The sequence below is a fragment of the Cellulomonas sp. McL0606 genome (assembly GCF_058248365.1).
This window is the reverse complement of the sequence record NZ_CM177779.1, coordinates 3,592,215-3,607,320: the sequence shown is the minus strand read 5'-3', so window position 1 is coordinate 3,607,320 and position 15,106 is coordinate 3,592,215. Positions and strand designations below refer to the sequence as shown.

The window sequence follows — 15,106 nt, the reverse complement described above, 5'->3', positions numbered from 1 at the left end:
CGCCTACGCGACGACGCCCGAGGGCCCCGTCGCGTGGGCGCTGATCGCTTCCTGAGCCGCGCGGCTCAGGTCAGACGCTCGCGCCCGCGAACTCCGTGTGCAGGCGGGCGGTCTCGTCCTGGACGTGGACGGCCAGCTCAGTGAACTTCGACGCGTGCTCCCGGGCGTGGTGGCCGCAGAACAGGAGCTCTCCAGCCGGCAGGAAGACCCGTACGTAGGCCCGTGCGCCGCAGCGGTCGCAGCGGTCGGCAACGGTCAGTGGTTGCGTCATCGTCTCGTTCATGTCCGCGTCAACGCACGGGATGCCGGTTCGATGCCCGCGGGACGGGGTGGTTCGCTCTGCGCGTAGCCGGTGGGGCCGACGACCGTTCTCCGTGCGGCCGCGGTCGTTCACGCGAGGTTCGCGCCGGACGCGTGTCCGGCGCGGAACAACGTCGGTACAGTCGAAAACGACCCGCCCTCAGGAGGCTGCGATGGACTCGACGCTCGATCTCGACGGCTACCGACCGGATGCCGAGGACAACCTGCGCGAGTACATCGACCGGCTGGTGGCCGAGGGCTACAGCGTGTCCGGCGGCGAGGGCGCCGACCCGGTGCTGATCGACCCGGGTGGCAAGGCCGTCGAGACCTGGCGCGAGGACTACCCGTACGAAGAGCTGATGGATCGCGACGTCTACGAGGAGGCCAAGTACCGCCTCCAGATCGAGCTGCTCAAGCTGCAGTACTGGGCTGAGGAGACGGGCGAGCGCCACATCATCGTGTTCGAGGGCCGGGACGCGGCCGGCAAGGGCGGCACGATCAAGCGGTTCATGGAGCACCTGAACCCGCGCGCCGCCCGCGTCGTGGCGCTGACCAAGCCCACCACCACCGAACAGGGCCAGTGGTACTTCCAGAGGTACGTCGAGCACTTCCCGACGGCCGGGGAGATCGTGCTGTTCGACCGGTCCTGGTACAACCGCGCCGGCGTCGAGCGGGTGATGGGGTTCTGCTCCGACGACGAGTACGCGTCGTTCATGCGGCAGGCCCCGGAGTTCGAGCGGCTGATCGTCGACGACGGCACCCACCTGACCAAGTTCTGGTTCTCGGTCACCCGCCGCGAGCAGCGCACGCGCTTCGCGATCCGGCAGATCGACCCGGTCCGCCGCTGGAAGCTCTCGCCGATGGACCTCGAGTCGCTCGACCGCTGGGAGCAGTACTCCGCCGCGAAGGAGGCGATGTTCGCGGGCACCGACACCGACCCGTCGCCGTGGATCTCGGTCCGCAGCAACGACAAGAAGCGCGCTCGGCTCAACGCGATGCGCCACTTCCTCTGCCAGTTCGACTACGAGGGCAAGGACGAGGACGTCATCGGCGAGGTCGACCCGCTGATCGTCCAGCGCGGCCGGCACACGGTGGGCGACTGAGCCTCAGGCGGGCAGCGCCGACGACCGCACGAACGCCTCGGGACCGGCCTCGCCGCCGAGCGACGCCGCGAGCAGCTCGCGTGCGCGAGCGAGGTGCTCGTCGAGCATGCGGGCGGCCCCGGGGGCGTCCCCGGCCTCGATGAGCTCCAGCAGCCGCGCGTGCTCGGCCACGATGATCTCGGGGCTGAGCCGTTGGCGGCCCTGCAGCTGAGCCATGCAGAGCTTCACCTCGAACGCGAGCGAGTGGTACATCGCGCTGGTCCGGGTGCTGCCCAGGGCGTCGATGAGGCTGGTGTGGAACCGCATGTCGGGCTCCACGACCGCGTAGGAACCGCCGGCCCAGAGCGTGGCGATCTCGGCGTTGGCCTCCCGCGCCGTGGCGGGCACGCGGCGTTCGTCGGCAAGCCGGCGCAGCACCTCGGACTCCAGGTAGGTGCGCGTGCGGTAGATGTCGCGGACGTCGTCGGGACCGAGGAGCCCACCACGCGTGCCGTCTTGTGGTTGTTCCGGACCAGCACCTTCTCGGCCGTGAGCCGTTCGATCGCGGCGCGTGCGCTGGCCCGGGCCACGTCGTAGCGGGTGGCCACGTCCAGCTCGGTGAGCGGGGTGCCGGGCGCGAGCGCGCCGGTCACGACGAGCGTGCGCAGGTCGTCGACGACGGCGTCGACCAGGCTGGTCACCACGATCCCGCGCGCCATCGCCATCCTCTCGTCGCGTCGTCGACAGCCTAAGGGTTGTCAGTTGAGTCTACTTGTCCGACAATCTGAGGGTGATGCCGACGCCGGACTCGCTCTCCGCCCTGCTGGCGGGATGCGTCGCCGACGCCGCGCAGGTCCGCACCGACGAGCTCAGCCTGCGGGCCCTCGCGCACGACGCCTCCCACGTGCTGCTGGTCCCGCGGGCGGTCGTCGCCCCGCGCACCGCCGACGAGGTGGGCCGGCTGCTGCGCGAGACCGCGGCGGCGGGGGTGCCGCTGACGTTCCGGTCGGGCGGGACCAGCCTGTCCGGGCAGGCGGGCGGCGACGGCGTGCTGGTCGACGTGCGTCGCCACTTCCAGCGCACCGAGGTGCTCGACGACGGCGCTCGCGTCCGAGTGCAGCCGGGCGTCACGGTCCGGCACCTGAACGCGCGGCTGGCCCGGCACGGCCGCAAGCTCGGCCCCGACCCCGCCAGCGAGGTCGCCTGCACGATCGGCGGGGTGGTGGCCAACAACTCCTCGGGCATGGCGTGCGGCACGGCCGAGAACAGCTACCGCACCCTCGAGTCGCTGGTCGCGGTCCTGCCGTCCGGCACCGTGGTCGACACGGGTGCTCCCGAAGCCGACTCGCTGCTGCGGACGCTCGAGCCCGACCTCTACGCGGGGTTGCACGCGCTGCGCCGCCGTGTGCTCGACAACCCGTCGTCGGTCGCCACGATCACGCGGCAGTTCTCGATGAAGAACACCATGGGCTACGGGATCAACGCCCTGCTCGACTTCGACACCGTGCCGCAGATGCTCGCCCACCTCGTCGTCGGCAGCGAGGGGACGCTCGCCTTCGTCGCCTCCGCGACGTTCCGCACGGTCCCCCTGCGCGCGCACGCCGCCACCGCGCTGCTCGTCTTCGACGATCTCGGCTCGGCCAGCCGCGCGCTGCCGGGCCTGGTGGCCACCGGTGCCGCGACCCTCGAGCTCATGGACGCCACCTCGTTGCGGGTGGGGCAGGGCCTGCCCGACTGCCCGCGGGAGGTCGCCGCGCTCACCGTGGACCGGCAGGCCGCGCTGCTGGTGGAGTACCAGGCGACGACGGCCGCCGAGCTCGCGGACCTGGTCGGTTCGGCTGCTCCGAGGCTGGGCGACGCCGACCTGACCAGTGACCCCGTCGCCCGCGCCGCGCTCTGGAAGCTGCGCAAGGGCCTCTACACGTCGGTGGCCGGCGCGCGCCGCAGCGGCACGACCGCCCTGCTCGAGGACGTCGTCGTCCCGGTCGAGCGGCTCGCGGACACGTGCGCGTCGCTGACGACGCTGTTCGCCCGGTACGCGTACGAGGACGCCGTCATCTTCGGGCACGCCAAGGACGGCAACCTCCACTTCATGCTCACCGACCGGTTCGAGACGAGCGAGCAGCTGGCCCGGTACGCCGGCTTCACGCAGGACCTGGTCTCGCTCGTGCTGGACAACGGGGGATCGCTCAAGGCGGAGCACGGCACGGGCCGGATCATGGCGCCGTTCGTCCGTCGGCAGTACGGCGACGAGCTCTACGACGTGATGCGCGAGATCAAGCGGCTGTTCGACCCGCGCGGGCTGCTCAACCCGGGCGTCCTGCTCTCCGACGACCCGGACGCCCACCTGCGGCACATCAAGCTCGCGCCGCCGATCGAGGCGGAGGTCGACCGCTGCGTCGAGTGCGGCTACTGCGAACCCGTCTGCCCGTCGCGCGACCTGACGCTGACCCCGCGCCAGCGCATCGTGCTCCGGCGCGACATCCGCAGCGCGGAGCTGAGCGGGGACACGGCGACGGCCGAACGGCTCGAGCGGGCGTACGAGTACCCCGGGGTGGACACCTGCGCGGTCGACGGCATGTGCGGCACGGCGTGCCCGGTCGGCATCAACACGGGTCTGCTGGTCAAGACGCTGCGCCGCGAGAACCTGCCCGCGCCGACGGCCCTGGTGTGGACCGCCGCCGCCAAGCACTGGGGGACCACCACGTCGCTCGCCTCGTCGGCACTGTCGCTTTCCGACGCCCTGCCAGGCCCACTGGTGCCGGCGGTCACCTCTCTCGGCCGCGCCGTGCTCGGCGCTGACACCGTCCCGGGATGGACCCCCGACCTTCCGCGCGGCGGCGCGCCCCGGCGCCGGCCCCGACCCTCGTCGTCGCCCGACGCGGTGTACCTGCCCTCGTGCGTGAACGTCATGTTCGGCCCGGCGCAGGGCCGCGGGGTCCAGGTGGCGTTCGAGGACCTGTGCGCCGCGGCCGGTCTCACGGTGCTGGTTCCCGACGGGATCGACGCCCTCTGCTGCGGCACGCCCTGGTCGTCCAAGGGCGTCGCCGCGGGCCACGAGGCCATGCGCGCACGCGTGCTGCCGGTGGTCCGCGAGGCCACCGACGGCGGGACGCTGCCGATCGTCTGCGACGCCTCGTCGTGCACCGAGGGCTTCCGGCACCTGCTCGGCGACGAGCTCGAGGTCATCGACGTCGTGGCCTTCGTCGCCGACCGCGTCCTGCCCGTGCTCGGACCGTACGAGCGGCTGTCCACGCTGACGGTGCACCCGACCTGCTCGTCCACCCAGCTCGGCCTGGACCCCGCACTGATGACCGTCGCCTCGGCGGTCGCGCAGAGCGTCACGGTGCCCCTCGACTGGGGCTGCTGCGCGTTCGCCGGCGACCGCGGGATGCTCCACCCGGAGCTGCCGCGTCGGCCACCCGGCGCGAGGCCGCCGAGGTTGTCAGCCTCGACGCGCAAGCGCACGCTAGCTGCAACCGCACCTGCGAGCTGGGCATGACGCGAGCCACGGGCGCCACCTACCGGCACGTCGTCGAGCTGCTGGCCGAGCAGGCCCTCCCCTGATCTGCACCATCCGTTCCGTCCGTTATCGCATGTCCAGCAAAGGAGCAGAGATGAACCCGGACACCACGGCACTCGTCCTGATCGAGTTCCAGAACGACTTCACCACCGAGGGCGGGGTGCTGCACGGCGCCGTCGAGGCCGTGATGGCGAGCACCGACATGCTCGCCCACGCCGCGACCGCGCTCGAGGCCACCCGTGCCGCCGGCGCCACCGTGATCCACAGCCCGATCGCGTTCCAGGCCGGCTACGGAGAGATCACCGCGCACCCGTACGGGATCCTCAAGGGCGTCGTGGACTCCAACGCGTTCGTCAAGGGCTCGTGGGGCGCGGACTTCGTCGCGGACGTCGCACCGGCTGACGGCGACATCGTCGTCGAGGGCAAGCGCGGTCTGGACGCGTTCGGGTCGACGAACCTCGACTTTATCCTGCGGTCCAAGGGCATCACCACCGTCGTGCTGGCGGGCTTCCTGACCAACTGCTGCGTCGAGTCCACCATGCGCTCGGCGTACGAGAAGGGCTTCGAGGTCATCACCCTGACCGACGCCGTCGGCGCGACCTCGCAGGCCGAGCACGACAACGCGATCACCTACGACTACCCGATGTTCTCCAAGCCGATGACGACCGACGAGTACGTAGCCACCCTGCGCGGCGCGCCCGTCACTGCCGACTCCTCGCGCGGGTACTGAGCGCGCCGGCGGTCCGGTCACGCCACCGGGCCGCCGCTCCTCGGGGCGGGTCCCGTCGACCCGCGGACCACCAGCTCCGTCGCGAGCTCGACGTGCAGCGCGTCGACCTTGTGGCGAGCCATCAGGCGCACGAGCAGGCCGACCGCGATCCGGCCCATCTCGGCGAGCGGCTGCCGGGCAGTCGTCAGCTGCGGCACCGACGCGCGGGCCACGTCGGAGTCGTCGAACCCGGTCACGGACAGGTCGTCGGGGACCGCCAGACCGCGCTCGGCGGCGGCGTGCAGAGCACCGATTGCCACCTTGTCGTTGAAGCAGACCAGCGCCGTGGGCCGCTCGGGCAGGTCGAGCAGCTCGGCCGCGGCCCGGTGGCCGGCGTCGGTGGTCGGCTCGATGGAACGGTGCAGCTCGGGCGGGGGCATGAGGCCCGCGTGCACCATCGCGGCCGCGTGGCCGGCCTGCCGCTCGACCGCGGCGGACCACTCGCGCGGGCCCCCGATCACCCCGATCCGGCGGTGACCCAGCTCGAGCAGGTGGGCCGTGACCCGCCGAGCACCGGCTCCGTGCGCGGCCGAGACGGCGGCGACGTCCGGCGGGGGCGGGGTGCGCGGGTCGACGACGACGAACGGGAACCCGGTACGGCGCAGCGCGGCCAGCTCGGCGGGGCGTTCGGGCGGCAGGACGAGGACCGCGCCCGCGACGTCGGGCCGGCCGGCCAGGCCGAGCAGCGGGTGCGTGGCCTGTGCGACCTCGCCCGCGTCGAGCAGGACGGCGCGCCCGTGCAGCTCGAGCGTCTCGGCGACCGCGGACACGACGAGCCCGAAGTAGTCGGTCAGGACGTACGGGCACCGCACGAACACGGGCCCGGAGCGCTCGGTCGGCACCGCGCGGGCGAGCGGCGCACGCGGGCCCAGCTTCGCCCACCGCGCGCAGCACCAGGTCGCGGGTCCCGGCGGCGACGTTGGGGTGGCCGTTGAGCACCCGAGACACCGTGGCGATGGACACCCCGGTCGACGCCGCGACGTCCCGGACCGTCGAGCGCGGGCCCGGCTCCTTGGTCATGTTTCATGCTCCGTTTCAGCGCTCCGGTTGACAGCGCGCGCTCGACGTCCTGTGCTGTCCGGTACGCGCGGACTGTACCGCGTTGCGTGTTTCGCACCGTCGGAGGTGCGTTACATCTGTTCCATCGGTCGGTCTCAACGAGGTGTCCCGGCCGGTGACGCAGCATCCCGCCCGGGGCGACGAGGCCTCGGGTGCGACTCGACGAGGAGTGCACGATGAGACGGAACCTCCTGCGCATCGCGGTGGCCACGGCCGCCTCCGGTGCACTGCTGATCCCCGCGGCGGCGGCCCAGGCGACCGGCGGGCGGCCCGGCCACGGCGATCCCACCGTCCAGGCACAGGTCTGGGTCACCACCCCCGACCGCGCCGAGCTCCTGCACCAGCGTGCCCCCGTCGCGTTCGCCGCCGGATCGTCGGACCTCGCGACGATCGTCGTCGACCCGGACCAGACCTTCCAGACGATGGACGGCTTCGGGGCCTCCATCACGGACTCCTCCGCGTCGGTGCTCTCGGCGCTGTCCCCGGCCGAGCGGGACAAGGCGATGACGTCGTTGTTCGACCCTCGTCAGGGCATCGGCGTCAGCTTCCTGCGGCAGCCGGTCGGATCGTCGGACTTCACCGCGGCGGCCGAGCACTGGACCTACGACGACATGCCCGCGGGCCAGACCGACCTGCCGCTCGCGCACTTCTCGGTCGCGCACGACGAGGCGCAGATCCTCCCGCTGCTGCGCCAGGCCAAGCGGCTCAACCCGCAGCTTCTCGGTGATGGCGACCCCGTGGAGCCCGCCCGCGTGGATGAAGACCGGCGACTCGCTCGTCGGCGGCCGCCTCAAGGACGACCCGGCGATCTACGACGCCTACGCCCGCTACCTCGTCGCGTTCGTCCAGGCGTACGCCAGAGCCGGCGTGCCGATCGACTTCCTGTCGGTCCAGAACGAGCCGCAGAACCGGACGCCCGACGCCTACCCGGGCACGGACATGCCCGTCGCGCAGGAGGTCAAGGTCATCGAGGCGCTCGGACCGATGCTCAAGAAGGCCAGCCCGCGCACGAAGATCCTCGCCTACGACCACAACTGGCAGACGCACCCGAACGACGTGGCGAAGACGCCCCCGGGTGAGGACCCGGCGACCGACTACCCGTACCAGGTGCTCGCCAGCCCGGCCGCGAAGTGGGTGGCCGGCACCGCCTACCACTGCTACTACGGCGACCCGAGCGCGCAGACCGCCCTGCACGACGCGTACCCGACCAAGGGCATCTGGTTCACCGAGTGCTCGGGCTCGCACGGCGCGACGGACACCCCGGAGCAGACCTTCCGCGGCACGCTCACGTGGCACGCCCGGACGATCACGATCGGCACCACCCGCAACTGGGCGAAGACCACGACGAACTGGAACATCGCCCTGAACGAGGACGGCGGCCCGCACCTGGGCGGGTGCAGCACCTGCACGGGTCTGCTGACCGTCCTGGCCGACGGCACCACGCGCACCGACGCCGAGTACTACACGATCGGGCACCTCTCGAAGTTCGTGAAGCCGGGGGCGCAGCGCATCGCGTCGACCTCGTTCGGCACCACCGGCTGGAACGGCCAGATCATGGATGTCGCGTTCCGCAACCCCGACGGCTCCACCGCCCTCGTCGTGCACAACGAGAACGACGACCCGCGCAGCTTCGCGGTCGCCCTGGGCGGCCAGTCCTTCGAGTACACCCTCCCGGGCGGCTCGCTGGCGACGTTCACCTGGCCCGCGTCGCGCGTCCTGCGGGACCGCACCACCGAGCTCGACCTGTCCGGAGCGACCGCGACCGCCTCGTCGAACCCCACCGACGCCGGCCTCGCCGTCGACGGTGACCCGACGAGCGACGCCTCGACCCGGTGGTCGTCGGGCACCGGCCAGGCGCCCGGCCAGTACCTGCAGGTCGACCTCGGCCGCCCGAAGGTGTTCCGCCAGGTCGCCATCGACTCCGGCGACAGCACGGGCGACTACGCCCGCGGCTGGCAGGTCGACGTCAGTCTCGACGGGACGCACTGGCGGACCGCCGCGTCCGGAAGCGGCACCGGCCAGCTGACCACCGCCGACGTCGGTGTCACGCTCGCCCGCTACGTGAAGGTCGGCTCGACAGCCACCGCCGGCAACTGGTGGTCGATCGCCGACCTGCGGCTGTACCGCTGACGGGCCGGGTCAGAACTGCTCCGGGTCAGGCCACCGCGGGATCGCTCGTGACCGTGGACGCGCGAGATCCGACGCCTCAGGGCTCGCGCGTCCACGACGGCCCGCTGCCCGTCAGCCGATGGACAGAGGCCGTACCCCGAGTGGACGGATACGGCGGGATGCTGCCGTAGTACGGCGTGAGCCGCCGGGTCTCCAGCGCCCATGCTTCACTCATTGCGACCTCCGCGGCCGGAGTGCACGGATGGGGTGTTGCACAGCGCTGGACGTCGGCCGCCGGGGTCGTGGTGTGGCTCGCGGCACCCGGAACGGCCGACGGCGACTGCGCCAGGCCGGTGACGAGCACGCCGGCGAGCGCCAGCACCACACCGGCGCCGATCAGGCCGGCAGGCCGTAGCGGATGGCGCTCGTCCACGGCCGTCACCGCCGGGTCGAGCTTCGAAGGTCAGGAGGGTTTCGACGTGCGGGCGGCGTGCTCGGTGAGTAGTCATGGGCCAACCGTGTGGCGGCCCGGTATGCCATCCGGCCACCCTCGGTATGCACCCGGTATGCACGCCATTGACGGTGTCTCGGGGAGGTCCTCACACTGCGGTTGTGGGGGTCCGGGTCCTGGGTCCGATCGAGCTCGACGGGGATGCACCGTTGAGCCCCCGGGCGCGGACCGCGCTGTGCGCGCTGGTGCTGCGGCGACCGCTCGCCGTGTCCGTCGACGAGCTGGCCGACGCGAGCTGGGGACCGGTTCCGCCGGCGACGTGGGCCAAGCAGCTGCAGGCCACCATCGGGCACCTCCGCCGGGCCCTGCCGGACGGCTCCGTGGTGACGGGCACAAACAGCTACCGCCTCGAGCTGGCGCGGGGCGAGGTCGACGTCGACGCGTTCGAGGACGCGGTCGACCGAGCGCGCGCGTTCGCGGCCTCGGGAGCGGCGGACAGGGCCGTGAGCACGTACAGCCGGGCGCTCGCGCTCTGGCGTGGCCCGCCGTTCGCCGAGGTCGAGCGGTGGGAGGGCGCCGCGAGCGAGATCGCACGCCTCGACGAGCTGCGGTCGACCGCCGAAGAGGACCTGCTCGAGTCCCGGCTCGCGGCCGGCGAGCATCGCATCGTGGCGAGCGAGGCGAGGTCGCTGCTCGAGCGGGACCCGATGCGCGAGCGCCGCTGGGCGATTCTCGCCATGGCGCAGTATCGCTGCGGGCGCCAGGGTGACGCGCTGCGTACCCTGCGCGACGCCCGGCGCCTGCTGGCCGACGAGCTGGGGGTCGATCCCGGCGCCCACCTGGAGCTGCTCGAGCAGCAGATCCTCCACCACGATCCCACGATTGCCGCGCCGGTCAGCCTGCCCGTCGCGCAGGCGGAGTGTCCGTACCGCGGGCTGACGGCCTTCGGGGTCGGGGACGGCGAGCAGTTCTTCGGTCGAGCGGCCGAGATCACGGTATGTCTCGACAGGCTGAGGTCGACGCCGCTCCTGGTGATCGCGGGGCCGTCAGGTGCGGGCAAGAGCTCGCTCGCTCGCGCCGGCGTCGCCGCGGCGCTCGGCCGGGACGGCGGCCAGCCGGTGGTCGTGATGCCCGGCCCTGACCCGGTGGGCCTGCTGGTCGATGCGCTGGGTGATGCGCCGGACGGCTCCGTCCTGGTGGTCGATCAGCTGGAGGACCTGTTCCTCGGCGGACACCCTGAGACCGTCGTGAGCGAGTTCTGCCGCCTCCTGGCCGCGACCACGGACGACCGGCCGGTCGTCGTCACGGTGCGCGCCGACCAGATCGCCGGTCTCAGCGTCGACCCGCGCCTCGCGCAGCTGACCGAGCGGGGCTTGCACCTCGTCCGCTCGATGTCCGACGACCAGCTGCGCGAGGTCATCGAGGAACCGGCGCGGCTCGCTGGTCTGCGCCTCGAGGCTGGCCTCGTCGAGCTGCTCGTCAAGGACGCGGACGACGGTGCCGGGTCCCTGCCGCTCCTGTCGCACGCGCTCGTGGAGACCTGGCGCCGCCGCGACGGCTCCGTGCTGACCGTCGACGGCTACCGAAGCTCAGGCGGAATCTCGGCGGCCGTCGCGCGCACCGCGGAGCGCGTCTACGACGCCTTTGGCGAACGCGATCGTGCTGCCTGCAGGTCGGTCCTGATGCGACTGGTCGTGCCTTCCGGGGAAGGTGGCGCGATCCACCGCCGCCAGCCGATCCAGGCCTTGGGCATGGACATGGGTCGCGGCAGGGTGCTGACCGAGCTGGTCCGTGCGCGCCTGCTGACCACCGACGACGGGTCGGTGGAGATCGCGCACGAGTCACTGGTCCGGGCGTGGCCACGGCTGCGCTCCTGGCTCGACGACGACGCGGCCGGGGTGCGGATCCTGCGGCACCTGACCACCGCGGCGAATGGGTGGGACGCGCTCGGTCGCCCCGACGGCGAGCCTCATCGCGGCGCGCGGCTGGATGTCGCGCTCGAGTGGCGAGCGACCACGACCACCGACGTCACGGACGTCGAACGGGACTTCCTCGACGCGGCGCAGGCCCGTCGCGACGCCGACGCGGAGCAGGTGACGCGTCGGGCGGCGAGAGAACGTCGGCAGAACCGCCGGCTGCGGGCGTCGTTGGCCGCAGCCATCGTCGTGCTGGTCGTCGCGGTTGGCGCCGCCGGCCTGGCGGGTGTCAGCCGCGCGGACGCCGCACGCTCCCGGACCTCCGCCCAGCTCGAGGCGCTCGTGAACGAGTCGATCGCGCTGCAGAGCACCAACCGGGACGTTGCCGCACTGCTCGCCGTCGAGGCGCACCGGCGCGCACCCGACGACGCGCGGGCGCGGTCGGCGCTGCTGGCCACCTTCACCGCGGCACCAGGGTTCGTCGGGTATCGCCGGGTGCCGGACGCGGCGCGGATCGCCGGGGCGGTGGTCCCGGGGACGACGACCTCCGTATTGGTCGTCGACGGGACGAAGGTCGAGCTCGTCTCGACCGAAGACGGTTCGGTCGTCCGGACCTTCAAGCCCCTGTCCGACTCGGACGAGGGACCGCGACCTCTGGTGCGGGTCAGCGCGGACGGGTCGCGGGTCGCCATCCGGTCCGGGCCCGACCTGTTCGTCGACGACCTCCCGAGTGGCCGCCGGCTGCTCGACGGGGTCAATGCAGGACTGGCGGGAGACCTTGCTCTCAGCCCGGACGGGCAGACCGTGGTGACGACCGACGGAGACACCGGCACCGTCACAGCGCGCCGGGTCCTGGACGGCCAGGTGGTGGGGACAGCGGAGGGGAGCGGCGGCCAGGCCGCCGTGGCGTTCGACGGGTCCGGGCATCTCGTCGCCGGCTCCGGGTCGGGGGAGGTCCGGGTGCTCGACCCGATCACCCTGGCCACGGTGCGGACCGTCTCGGCACCCCCGCACGGCGCTGACCTGCGGGCGGTCGGTGCTGGCGGCGACCTCGTCGTGCTCGCGGGCGCCTCGGGGATGGTGGCGGTCGTCCCGTCGGCCGGTGAGCTGGCGTGGGCGGCGACGCTCCGGACCGGTGCGCCGTGCACGTGGCTCGCGGCCGCGCCGGACCAGGGTCTCGTCTTCTGCGGAGACCTGTTCGGTGTCGTACGAGAGCGGGACCTGGCCAGCGGCGATTCGAACGGCGTCCAGCTCGACATCCAGCGCGGAGACGTCGGCGAGCTGAGCGTCGCCGACGGTGAGCTGGAGGTGTTCGGTGCCGGTGCTCCGGTGATCGTCCACTGGAAGGTGGATGGCTCCGGCCCGGCGACCCGCGTGGTGGCACACGGGCAGGCCGCGGTCGACGGGTACGGCCCAGACGAGCCCTACTTCATCAGCGCGAGGCGCTCGACGGTCCTGGACTCGAGCAACAACCTGTCGTCGTACGCGGTGTGGGACCCGCAGACGGACAGCCCGGTCCAGACGTTGTCGCCGGCCGTGACGGATGCCTCGTGGCTGTACCGGGACACGGTGGCGGTCGCGCTGCCGGACGGCGAGTGGCAGTCGATCGATGTGCACACCGGTCTCGCGGTAGTTGACGGCCTCCAGCTCCCGAAATCCTCATGGGTGTACTGGTCATCGCCGCGCGGCGATCGGGCCTACATGTCGAAGGAGGGCGGACAGGTGTGGGTAGGCGACGCAGCGACCCGGCGCTGGGTGCCACCCATCCTGCAGGGCGCCGACCAGGTGCACGACGTCGCGGTCACGAGCGACGGGTCGTCGATCGCCGTCGCTTTCGAGGACCGGAACAGATCGCCGGCGTACGTCGGCGACGGCGGGATGCTCACCTACGTCCAGATGTACGACCGTGAGACCGGGAAGGCCGTCGGGCCGAGGCGCGACGATGCGCAGGCCGTCGCCCTGACGGACCGCGGCCTGCTGGCCGTCGCGAGCCGCGGGAGTCTGGCCCTCGTCGACAGCGCCACCATGCGGACGGTCCGGGAGCTGCCGGACGCGCGTGGCGCGATCACGAACCTGCAGTTCGCCGCCGACGGCTCCCTGCTCGCGGCGACCGCCGACGACCAGACCGTCAGCATCTACGACGTCGCTGCCGGTATCCGGCTCGGCGAGCCGTTGCCGAGCGCCGGCCCCGTCACGGCGTTGGGCTTCCCGGTCGCGGGCGCCCCGGACTCCGTCACAGGGCTCCTGGTCTCCGGCTTCCTTCGTCCTGACGGGGCCGCAGCGCTGGTGACTGTCGCGCAGGGGGTCGCCGTGTGGGACCTCGTGCCCGCGCACCTGAGCGTCGATGCGTGTCGGCTCGCCGGCCGCAACCTGACCCGCAGCGAGTGGACCACCTATGCGTCGTCGCTCGGGCCGTACCGCCCCACCTGCCCGAACGAGCTCTGACTCTCGTCGGAGCGGCACTGAGGGCTCGAGGTCGATGACGCTCAGCGGCAAACCGGCAAATTCCTGCGTTGGCGGCCGGTGGTCTTGGGTGGGCCCCGTGGGGATCGAACCCACAACCCGCGGAGTAGCGGAGGAGTTTCCCGTAGGTCCCACCGGTTGCCCTCATGCTTCATCTCTGACCTGCGGGTTCACCTCATTGGACGCAATCGGGTGTCATGCAAGATCAGGGAACACATCTGTGACACACAAGGGACGGCCGTGGCGCCCTGACCGCGGCTGGGTGGGCGAGCGAGATTGGTGCCGTAGCGCTGGCGGGCGGCTTCTCCGGTAGTGCCGACGAGGTCGCGGATGGCGCACTAGGAGAGGCCGACGGTGCGTGCGTCGCGGATCGCGTCGATCATCCCGACGTCGCGCACGGCCGGCCCGACCTGCTCAGCTCGTCGTCACGTACGGCTCGCCTCGTGTGCGCGCTGATCTCACTGCCGGAAGCGCTTGTCCAAGGCACGCCACCGGCATGAAATGGCGAGGTTAGGTCGTCAGTTCGCGTCGCCAGCGAGGTTCTGCATGAGGGAGGCCCAATCCTCTGGCCTTGAGTCCGACGCGCTGATGCTGACGTCGTGCCACTTCGCGTCCGATGCTGCGATGTCGTCGCTCGCGGCCTTCGCGACCACGACGGCATCCGATCCGATGAGCAGGTAGACGGGTGCGTCGTCACGACCGGCGAGGTCTAGGACGACCTTCGCGACCCGCTCGGGCGTCGAGGCTTCATTGCCGACGTTCGCGCGGAGGTAGGCGGCGAACTGCCCCACCGTCTGCTGGTACGGCTCGCTGACCTCAGGGATCGCCATCGACGAACCGGCCCAGTCGGTGCGCATACCGCCCGGCTCGATCGACGTGACCTTGATCCCCAACGGGGCCAGTTCCTTGGCGACCACGCCGGTGAAGCCGCCGACCGCCCACTTCGCGCTTTGGTACCCCGACAGGCCGGGTCCCGTTGCGCGACCGCCGACCGAGGACACCTGGATGATGTGGCCGCTGCCTTGCGCGCGCAGGGTCGGGATGACCGCCTTCGTGACGTTGACGACGCCGTAGAAGTTGGTGTCGATCTGAGCCTTGAACATGTCGAGCGACATGTCCTCGACGGCGGCGAGATCGCCGTAGCCGGCGTTGTTGACGACGATGTCGATGCGCCCGAACTTCTCGACGGCCGCGGCCACTGCTGGCTCCGGCTCCGTCATAGTCAGTGACGTCGAGCGGGACTGTCAGCACGCGGTCGCCGTACTGCTCGACTAGGTCGTCGAGCTGTTCGGGGCGGCGCGCAGTCGCGACTACCCGGTGACCGGCCTCGAGCGCAGCCGTGACGACCGTGCGGCCTAGGCCGCGGAGCTACCAGTGACGAACCAAACGTGTGACATCGCTGCCTTCCTCGGACCCAACACCGATAGCCACGTC

9 protein-coding genes and 4 pseudogenes are annotated in these 15,106 nt (G+C 71.9%); 6 read left to right on the top strand and 7 right to left on the bottom strand.

The genetic code is table 11. The features are described from left to right. Positions 1–70 precede the first annotated feature (70 nt). Positions 71–283: a DUF7455 domain-containing protein gene (locus AC38ZX_RS18315; RefSeq protein ID WP_491295424.1), complete on the bottom strand. Its 213-nt coding sequence runs from the start codon at positions 281–283 to the stop codon at positions 71–73. 190 nt (positions 284–473) lie between these two features. On the opposite strand from AC38ZX_RS18315, the gene ppk2 reads away from it, so the two are divergent. After that, entirely contained in the window at positions 474–1,403 is a 930-nt protein-coding gene (ppk2, locus tag AC38ZX_RS18310) for a polyphosphate kinase 2 (protein ID WP_426593218.1), read from the top strand. A 3-nt stretch (positions 1,404–1,406) separates the two neighbouring features. Here the strand turns inward: ppk2 and AC38ZX_RS18305 are convergent, their stop codons facing one another. Next, a complete protein-coding gene (locus AC38ZX_RS18305) occupies positions 1,407–1,820 on the bottom strand; it encodes an FCD domain-containing protein (protein WP_491295423.1) in 414 nt (137 codons plus the stop codon). Positions 1,821–1,945: 125 nt separating this feature from the next. Further along, positions 1,946–2,101: pseudogene (locus AC38ZX_RS18300) on the bottom strand (GntR family transcriptional regulator); the annotation flags it as partial. Positions 2,102–2,175: 74 nt separating this feature from the next. Between AC38ZX_RS18300 and AC38ZX_RS18295 the strand changes: the two are divergent. Then, positions 2,176–4,949: pseudogene (locus AC38ZX_RS18295) on the top strand (FAD-binding and (Fe-S)-binding domain-containing protein). A gap of 50 nt (positions 4,950–4,999) precedes the next feature. Then, positions 5,000–5,635 (top strand): cysteine hydrolase family protein, encoded by a 636-nt coding sequence (locus AC38ZX_RS18290; RefSeq protein ID WP_491295422.1) that lies wholly within the window; start codon positions 5,000–5,002, stop codon positions 5,633–5,635. Between the two features lie 17 nt (positions 5,636–5,652). On the opposite strand, the gene AC38ZX_RS18285 is transcribed toward AC38ZX_RS18290, so the two are convergent. Together AC38ZX_RS18285 and AC38ZX_RS18280 are read right to left on the bottom strand one after the other, a co-directional pair. Beyond that, complete coding sequence (locus AC38ZX_RS18285; RefSeq protein WP_491295421.1) at positions 5,653–6,516, bottom strand: LacI family DNA-binding transcriptional regulator; 864 nt, start codon at positions 6,514–6,516, stop codon at positions 5,653–5,655. An 88-nt stretch (positions 6,517–6,604) separates the two neighbouring features. After that, positions 6,605–6,694 (bottom strand): annotated as a pseudogene (locus AC38ZX_RS18280) (LacI family DNA-binding transcriptional regulator); the annotation flags it as partial. Between the two features lie 215 nt (positions 6,695–6,909). Between AC38ZX_RS18280 and AC38ZX_RS18275 the strand changes: the two are divergent. Both AC38ZX_RS18275 and AC38ZX_RS18270 read left to right on the top strand, forming a co-directional pair. Continuing rightward, a pseudogene (locus AC38ZX_RS18275) lies at positions 6,910–7,392 on the top strand (hypothetical protein); the annotation flags it as partial. Positions 7,393–7,459: 67 nt separating this feature from the next. After that, positions 7,460–8,863, top strand: coding sequence for a discoidin domain-containing protein (locus tag AC38ZX_RS18270; RefSeq protein WP_491295420.1), 1,404 nt, complete (start codon positions 7,460–7,462; stop codon positions 8,861–8,863). 76 nt (positions 8,864–8,939) lie between these two features. On the opposite strand, the gene AC38ZX_RS18265 is transcribed toward AC38ZX_RS18270, so the two are convergent. Further along, positions 8,940–9,284, bottom strand: coding sequence for a hypothetical protein (locus tag AC38ZX_RS18265; RefSeq protein WP_491295419.1), 345 nt, complete (start codon positions 9,282–9,284; stop codon positions 8,940–8,942). A 170-nt stretch (positions 9,285–9,454) separates the two neighbouring features. Between AC38ZX_RS18265 and AC38ZX_RS18260 the strand changes: the two genes are divergently transcribed. Further along, a complete protein-coding gene (locus tag AC38ZX_RS18260; RefSeq protein ID WP_491295418.1) occupies positions 9,455–13,654 on the top strand; it encodes an nSTAND1 domain-containing NTPase in 4,200 nt (1,399 codons plus the stop codon). A gap of 536 nt (positions 13,655–14,190) precedes the next feature. Here the strand turns inward: AC38ZX_RS18260 and AC38ZX_RS18255 are convergent. After that, positions 14,191–14,871, bottom strand: coding sequence for an SDR family NAD(P)-dependent oxidoreductase (locus AC38ZX_RS18255; RefSeq protein WP_491295417.1), 681 nt, complete (start codon positions 14,869–14,871; stop codon positions 14,191–14,193). Positions 14,872–15,106: the final 235 nt, after the last annotated feature.